Below are 7,419 nucleotides of genomic sequence, written 5' to 3'. Positions count from 1 at the left end.
GAAATCTCCTCACGGGAGAGCGGATCGAGGGGGTGTGCGACCCCTACCTCGGTGTGGATTTCAGTGTTGAGAGTCATGGTTTTCTCCTTGGTTCTATTTCAAGATGAGGGCTCATTGGCTAGCGGACGGCGTGGTTTCCCTGGCTGATGCCGGTGGAATTCCCATTGCGGAATAAATAGACACAAAATCCGCGGAATAGCAGAACTTTTCAGCCGTGGCGTGGTCAGAACTGTTATCCCCTTGCGCATACGCTGCTGCGCTAAAGATCACCCGCGAGCCCGGTTGAGGCCAGAGCGGGGATCACTTGCAATCGACATCCTCAATTTCAGGAGTGTCAGCCGAGCTCTACTCCGAGCACTGCTGGCGTGATGCCGGTCACTTGTATTCGGTCTGTGTACGAAAAGCTACGTCATGCAAGTCGCCCGGGGCGAGCCTTTGATGAATATTTGCGTGAGAAATTCGCGGCGGCATTTTCCCATCGCAGTTAACATGTTGGAAACATTCGGGGGCAGGCTGGGAAGTGGCGCGGCATGGGAAAATTCAGGTCGATTTTTCCCACTGGAGTTAACCTGCCGGAAACATTCACAAACGCGTTTGCGCCCGTCATCGAGGTCCGGGAATGCTAATGTTTTGCACCTCTGGCAGGTGACTTGTGTCACGCGAAATCAAAGACGAGCCTGCACGCCGGAGGGAAAGTTGGTCCCAGTGTCTGCCCGCGGTGATCGCTTCATCTCGCCACGCTCTCCGGTGGAGGGCCTGAGGCGCCGGAAGCTTTCCTTCCTGCCGGTCTTCGCGCAGTCAGTAGCCAACGTGGCACCCGCGGGTGCCATGACCGTCATTCCGGCCCTTATCTTTCCGGGTCTTGTCTTTGGATCCGACGGACCGAACCTTGTGCTGACATTCGGCGTAGCCATGGCAGTCATGATCCTGGTTGCCTTATGCCTGAGACCGATGGCAAAGCGCATGGCTGCCGTCAGCGGGCTCTACAGCTACACAGCCAAGGGGCTTGGTCAACGGACGGCAATTACCGCCGGCTGGTCGGCCATCTTCGGGTACGGACTCGTGGCCATGGCCAGTCTGCTGGCTGTTGGTACGTATGTCGTTGAGCTGTTCATCAACCTGGGCATCCCCGTGGCAGATGCCAAGGTTGTCACGGTGCTGGTCATTCTTGCCGCCGCAGGCACCGCCTGTTTCCTCATGGTCAGGGGGATCCAGTTATCCGCGTGGTCCACGCTGTTAATGGAATCCATTTCAATTGGAATCCTCGCCGTCCTCATGGTGGTCTATTTCGCCTTCAACGAGCCGAAGGTCAATCTCGGGACTGTGTTTGCGTGGAACGGACACTTTGATTCGTTATCGATCGCAATCGTGGTGGCCATCAGTGCATTTGTTGGCTTCGAAAGCCCAACCACGCTAGGAGGGGAGGCGCAGAAACCCTTCGTCAGCGTGCCACGGGCCATTACGTGGACCCCCATCTTGGCGGGCGTGCTCTATCTCCTCGCCGCGACCGCCCAGGACGTGGCCCTCAGAGATGCATCGTCAGACATAACAGCCAGTTCCACACCGTTGTCTGACCTGTTTTCCCAGACTTCCCCGGTGTTCGCTGCAGTCCTTGACCTGGGAATCGCCGCATCGTGGTTTGCGTGCGCCATCGCATCTGTCAACGCCCTGGCCCGGATTTTCTTCTGTATGGGCAGGGAAGGCGTTGCCCCACGGGCAGTCGGCCGGACACATCCCGCCTTTCGGACACCCTCAACGGCGATCCTGGCCGTCATGCCGGTTGTTGCCATAGTTCCCATCGCGATTGTCATCTCCGGAGCAAGTCCTGAGCAGGGTCTCGCCAACCTCTTCACGCTGGGCGCCTACGGATACCTCGGGTCCTATGTCCTTGCCAGCGCGTCCCTGCCTTTCTTCCTGCGCAGGATCGGGGAGAACACGTACGCCAGCTGGGCACTTGGAGCAGCAACCTCCCTGGTTCTCGGTGCGGTGCTCTGGACGGCTGCGACAACATCAATTGGAACAGGTAACCTGCAGACCCTCATCTATGGCGGTGTCCTGCTCGCCAGCGTCATTTACGCCATGTACCTTCACCGCCGGTTACCCATGCGCCTGGCGTCGGTGGGCATCTACGATGAGACCAGGGAATCAGACCTGTTTCATGGCGGGCCGATCAAATGAACTACAGGCCAAAACACTCCGGTTCCGGCTCAGCGTCAAACTCGCTCAGGATCCTGGAAATCGTGGCACGCTTCGGCACGGGGACAACGGCGAAAGAGATCACCGACGCCCTGCGCATGCCTCCGGCGACCGCCTACAGGCTCTTGAATGCGCTAGTCGGGGACGAATATCTGGTCCGCACATCTGATCTCCGCGGATTCGCTCTCGGACACGCGATTTCAGGCCTGGTGACGGCTGCGTCCCCGCCAAGTGTTCCCACCGCCGCCCGCACCGTCATAGAAGAGTTCCGGCGGGGAAACCGTTTCGCGGTGCACCTCTTTATGTTCAGGAGCGCTTCCCTCAGGATCGCCGATGAAGATCCAGATTATCCGCTCCACTCGGTATTCGAGCTGCTTCGATATCCGCACACCTCCGCCGCGGGGAAACTGATGCTCGCTGAACTTGGCGATTCGGTCTTCCCGCTTCCGGGCGGTCACTTGGTGAAGTTGACGGAGAACACCATTACTGACAGTGGCCGGCTGGAAGAGCAACTCGCGGAAATAAGGCTCACAGGCCAGGCCTCGGAAATCAATGAATTTGAATCAGGATCCGCCAGCTTGGCACTTGCGGTGCGGCTGCCCGATGGGTCAGCCGGCGGTGCACTATGTCTCACCGGCCCCGCAGAACGGTTCACCACAATCTCCGAGCACGCGGATGCGGCCCGTGAACTGACGTCACGACTATCGCCTCTCCTGTTCTGATGAGTCGATGCTTGGTCATGTAACTGTCCTTTGTTCCTCAGTGCTGTCCCCCAGAAACACACACACTTCCCTGCCTTCGGACGTAAACTGACCTCCGAATCACAGTGCTTTAAGAGGCCAGTGAAGTGGAGACCGGATGCTCTGGAAACTGCTCGTCGAATACCTGCGGCCGCAGCGGCGGCTGCTGTTCGCCGTCGTCGTTTTCCAGCTGGCGGCGTCCATCGCCTCGCTCTACCTGCCCACCCTGAACGCGGACATCATTGACCAGGGCGTGGCGAGGGGGGACACGGACTACATCCTGCGCATCGGCGGCGTGATGCTGATGGTCACCCTGCTGCAGATCGCCTGCACCATCGCCGCCGTGTACTTCGGCGCGAAGGCCGCGATGGCCCTGGGCCGGGACATCCGGGGTGCCATCTTCAGCCGCGTGGCCGCGTTTTCCGAGCAGGAAGTCACCCGGTTCGGCCCGCCCAGCCTCATCACCCGCTCCACCAACGATGTCCAGCAGGTCCAGCAGCTGGTCCTGATGTCCGCCACGCTGATGGTCACGGCGCCCATGCTCTGCATCGGCGGGGTGATCATGGCCATGCGGCAGGACCTGCAGCTGTCCTGGCTGATCGCCGTCAGCGTGCCCGTGCTCCTGGCCGCGGTGGGGTCGATCATTATCCGGATGGTGCCGCTGTTCCGGCTCATGCAGGCCCGGATCGACACCGTCAACCGGGTGCTGCGCGAACAGCTCACCGGCATCCGCGTGGTGCGGGCCTTCGTTAGGGAGGACGTCGAAACGGCCCGCTTCACCCGCGCCAACGAGGACGTCACGGACACCGCGCTGCGGGCCGGCCGGCTCATGGCGCTCGCATTCCCCACCGTGATGCTGGTGCTCAACGTCTCCAGTACGGCCGTGATCTGGTTTGGCGCGTTCCGGATCGAGGACGGCTCCATGCAGGTGGGCACCATGATCGCGTTCTTGAGCTACCTCATGCAGATCCTGATGTCCGTCATGATGGCCACCTTCATGGCGATCATGATCCCGCGCGCCTCCGTCTCGGCGGACCGGATCGGCGAGGTCCTCGGGACCGAATCCAGCGTCCGGCCGCCGCTGCACCCGGTCCCGCGCGCGGCCGGCCGGGCGGCACGCGGTGAACTGGAGATGCGCGACGTCGGGTTCGCCTACCCGGGCGCCGAGCAGCCGGTGCTCCAGGACGTCAGTTTTACCGCCCGCGCGGGGCAGACGACGGCGATCATCGGTGCCACCGGCTCCGGCAAGACCACTCTGGTGAACTTGATGCCGCGACTCTTCGACGCGACGTCCGGCGCGGTGCTGATCGACGGCGTGGATGTCCGCGAACTCCACCCGGACCTGCTCTGGGGGCACATCGGCTTGGTCCCGCAGAAGCCCTACCTGTTCTCCGGCACGGTGCGCAGCAACCTGCTCTACGGCAAACCCGACGCCACCGAGGACGAGCTCTGGCAGGCCCTCGGCATTGCGCAGGCTGAGGACTTCGTCCGGGAGATGGAGGGAGGCCTGGACGCGTCGGTCTCGCAGGGCGGCACCAATGTCTCCGGCGGGCAGCGGCAGCGGCTCGCGATCGCCCGGGCCCTCGTGAAACGGCCGGAGCTCTACATTTTTGACGATTCCTTCTCCTCGCTGGACACCACCACGGACGCCCGGCTGCGGCAGGCGCTCAAGAAGAACACGGCCCGGGCCACGCTGGTGATCATCGCCCAGCGGGTCTCCAGCATTGTGGACGCGGACCAGATCCTGGTGCTCGACGACGGCCGGATCGTCGCGCACGGCACGCACGAAGAGCTGCTGGAGACCTCGGAGACGTACCAGGAGATTGTGAACTCCCAGCTCGCAGCGGAGGAGGCGGCATGAGCCGGACCGACAAGGCGCCGACTCCGGCCGCCGCCACCGCTGCCTCGACGGGCGCCGGGGCACCTGCCGCCGCGCAAACCCCCATGCGGATTCCCCGCCCGGCGGGAGGTCCCGGCCGCGGCGGCCCGTTTGCCGGGATGAACATTCCGGCGGAGAAGGCGATGAACTTCGGGCCGTCCGCCCGGCGGCTGCTGGGGGAGCTGCGGCCCGAGCGGCTGTGGCTGGTGCTGGTCCTGATGCTCGCCGTCGTGAGCGTGACGTTCTCGGTGATCGGGCCCCGGCTGCTGGGCGAGGGCACCAACCTGATCTTCGCCGGCGTCGTGTCCAAGCAGCTCCCGGCCGGGATGAGCGAGGAGCAGGTGATCGCGCAGCTCCGCGCGGCGGGGGAGGACCAGCAGGCGGACATGCTCAGCGCCATGACGCTGACGCCCGGCACCGGGATCGACTTCGCCGCGCTGGCCACCGTGCTGCTGTGGGCGCTGGTGCTGTACGTGCTGGCCTCGGCATTCGGCTGGATGCAGGCCTACATCCTCAACGGCGTCGTGCAGCGCACCGTGTTCCGGCTGAGGGAGCGGATCGAGGCGAAGATCAACCGGCTGCCGCTGCGCTACTTCGATACCGTGCAGCGCGGCGAGTTGCTCAGCCGGGTGACCAACGACGTCGACAACATCTCTCAGAGCCTGCAGCAGTCCATCAGCCAGGCCGTGACCTCGCTGCTGACCGTCGTGGGGGTGCTGGTGATGATGCTCCTGCTTTCGCCGACGCTGGCGATCATTGCGCTCGTGACCATTCCGCTGACGCTGGTGACGACGGCGGTGATCGCCAAGCGCTCGCAGAAGCTGTTCGTGGCGCAGTGGAGGCACACCGGCGAGCTGAACGGGCAGATCGAGGAGACGTACACCGGGCACGCGCTGGTGAAGGTGTTCGGCCGGCAGCGCGAGGTGGAGGAGCGGTTCCGGCAGAAGAACGTGGAGCTGTACCAGGCCAGCTTCGGCGCGCAGTTCATTTCCGGGCTGATCATGCCGGCCATGACGTTCATCGGGAACCTGGTCTACGTGGGGATCGCCGTGGTGGGCGGCCTGCAGGTGGCCTCCGGGGCGATGCAGCTGGGCGACGTGCAGGCGTTTATCCAGTACTCCCGGCAGTTCACCCAGCCGCTGGCCCAGCTGGGCTCCATGGCGAACCTGCTGCAGTCCGGCGTGGCCTCGGCCGAGCGGGTGTTCGAGCTGCTGGACACCGACGAGCAGTCGGCTGACCCTGTTCCCGGCGAGGCGCCCGACGGCGGCCGGGGCCGGCTGGTGTTCGAGAACGTCTCGTTCTCCTACTCGCCGGACAAGCCGCTGATTGCGGACCTGAGCCTGGTGGCCGAGCCGGGGCAAACGGTGGCGATTGTCGGGCCGACGGGGGCGGGAAAGACCACCCTGGTGAACCTGATGATGCGCTTCTACGAGCTCGACGCCGGGCGGATCACGCTCGACGGCGTGGACGTCACCGCGATGACCCGCGACGGGCTGCGCTCGCGGATGGGCATGGTGCTGCAGGACACCTGGCTGTTCGGCGGCACCATCCGGGACAACATCGCCTACGGCCGGCCCGGCGCTTCGGAGGACGAGATCCTGGAGGCCGCCCGGGCGACGTACGTGGACCGGTTCGTGCGGTCCCTGCCGGAGGGCTACGACACCGTGCTGGAGGATGAGGGCGGCAACGTCTCCGCGGGCGAGAAGCAGCTGCTGACCATCGCCCGGGCGTTCCTGGCCCGGCCGTCCGTGCTGATCCTGGACGAGGCGACGAGCTCCGTGGACACCCGCACCGAGGTGCTGGTGCAGAAGGCCATGAGTGCGCTGCGCTCGGACCGGACGAGCTTCGTGATCGCGCACCGGCTCTCCACGATCCGCGACGCCGACCTCATCCTGGTGATGGAGGCCGGGAAGATCGTGGAGCAGGGGAACCATGCGGAGCTGCTGGCCGCGGGCGGGGCGTATGCGGCACTGTATGCGGCCCAGTTCGCGGCTCCGGTGGCGGAGGTCTAGCTGCCTGCGCCTGCGATCACCGACGGGTGCTGCGGCGTTCGCCAGGCAGACACGTGAAGAAGGCAGGCTGCTGGACGGGTGCAAGCGGGACGACCAGCCATTGGCCGCCATAAAATTCCACATAGGAATCCGAGGGGCACCGTGCGTAGGCTTCTTCTCGTGTCATGTCGTTCAGTCTTTCTCGCTAGGTCATGCGTTGCTGGGATGGGAACTGCTTTTTCCTCTTTCGCCGGATTTGGGCTTGTCATCCATCGTCCCGTCATCGGCAGGTAGGCGAAACGCTGTTTCTGGATGGTTTAAACCACCCCTTTTGGTAGGTAGCCCGGGGATGGCCAACCAGATCCCGGACATGGAAGCTGTCGGTGTCGGTTCCGGGCCGGTCAGGGTGGACAGAAAACGGGCCTAACCCGGTTGAAAAAATTGTGGTTGAGTGGGGAGCACGGCTTCCCCCATCGAGGATTATGCGTTGCCATCGGACCTTCAGACTGGGCCTCTCATAGCTGGCTATAGGTCGTGTCAAGGCCGCGTCCGGGCGCAGCGGTGCGCGCCTCGGGCGGGCCGGGGGCGCTGGCAGGGGTGTGGCGGTTGGGCA

General features: G+C 63.9%; 4 protein-coding genes. All 4 read left to right on the top strand.

The features are described from left to right. The first annotated feature begins 828 nt into the window (after window positions 1-828). The gene (locus J2X01_RS21755; protein WP_310062576.1) at window positions 829-2,178 is read left to right on the top strand and encodes an APC family permease; all 1,350 of its coding nucleotides are present in this window, start codon (window positions 829-831) and stop codon (window positions 2,176-2,178) included. Further along, window positions 2,175-2,918: an IclR family transcriptional regulator gene (locus J2X01_RS21750; protein ID WP_310062574.1), complete on the top strand. Its 744-nt coding sequence runs from the start codon at window positions 2,175-2,177 to the stop codon at window positions 2,916-2,918. The genes J2X01_RS21755 and J2X01_RS21750 overlap by 4 nt, the downstream gene beginning before the upstream one ends. Before the next feature lie 136 nt (window positions 2,919-3,054). Next, the gene (locus J2X01_RS21745) at window positions 3,055-4,797 is read left to right on the top strand and encodes an ABC transporter ATP-binding protein (RefSeq protein ID WP_310062572.1); all 1,743 of its coding nucleotides are present in this window, start codon (window positions 3,055-3,057) and stop codon (window positions 4,795-4,797) included. Continuing rightward, window positions 4,794-6,827, top strand: a complete 2,034-nt coding sequence (locus tag J2X01_RS21740; RefSeq protein ID WP_374725014.1) for an ABC transporter ATP-binding protein — start codon at window positions 4,794-4,796, stop codon at window positions 6,825-6,827. The genes J2X01_RS21745 and J2X01_RS21740 overlap by 4 nt, the downstream gene beginning before the upstream one ends. Window positions 6,828-7,419 lie beyond the last annotated feature (592 nt).

This window comes from Arthrobacter ginsengisoli, assembly GCF_031456935.1.
GTDB lineage: Bacteria > Actinomycetota > Actinomycetes > Actinomycetales > Micrococcaceae > Arthrobacter > Arthrobacter ginsengisoli.
The sequence above is the reverse complement of the archived record's forward strand: the minus strand, read 5'-3'. Positions and strand labels throughout refer to the sequence as shown.

What these genes read in the sequence shown, in the direction of transcription:
- J2X01_RS21755 (WP_310062576.1), top strand. Translation starts at nt 829, where the DNA reads ATGACCGTCATTCCGGCCCTTATCTTTCCGGGTCTTGTCTTTGGATCC.
- J2X01_RS21750 (WP_310062574.1), top strand. Translation starts at nt 2,175, where the DNA reads ATGAACTACAGGCCAAAACACTCCGGTTCCGGCTCAGCGTCAAACTCG.
- J2X01_RS21745 (WP_310062572.1), top strand. Translation starts at nt 3,055, where the DNA reads ATGCTCTGGAAACTGCTCGTCGAATACCTGCGGCCGCAGCGGCGGCTG.
- J2X01_RS21740 (WP_374725014.1), top strand. Translation starts at nt 4,794, where the DNA reads ATGAGCCGGACCGACAAGGCGCCGACTCCGGCCGCCGCCACCGCTGCC.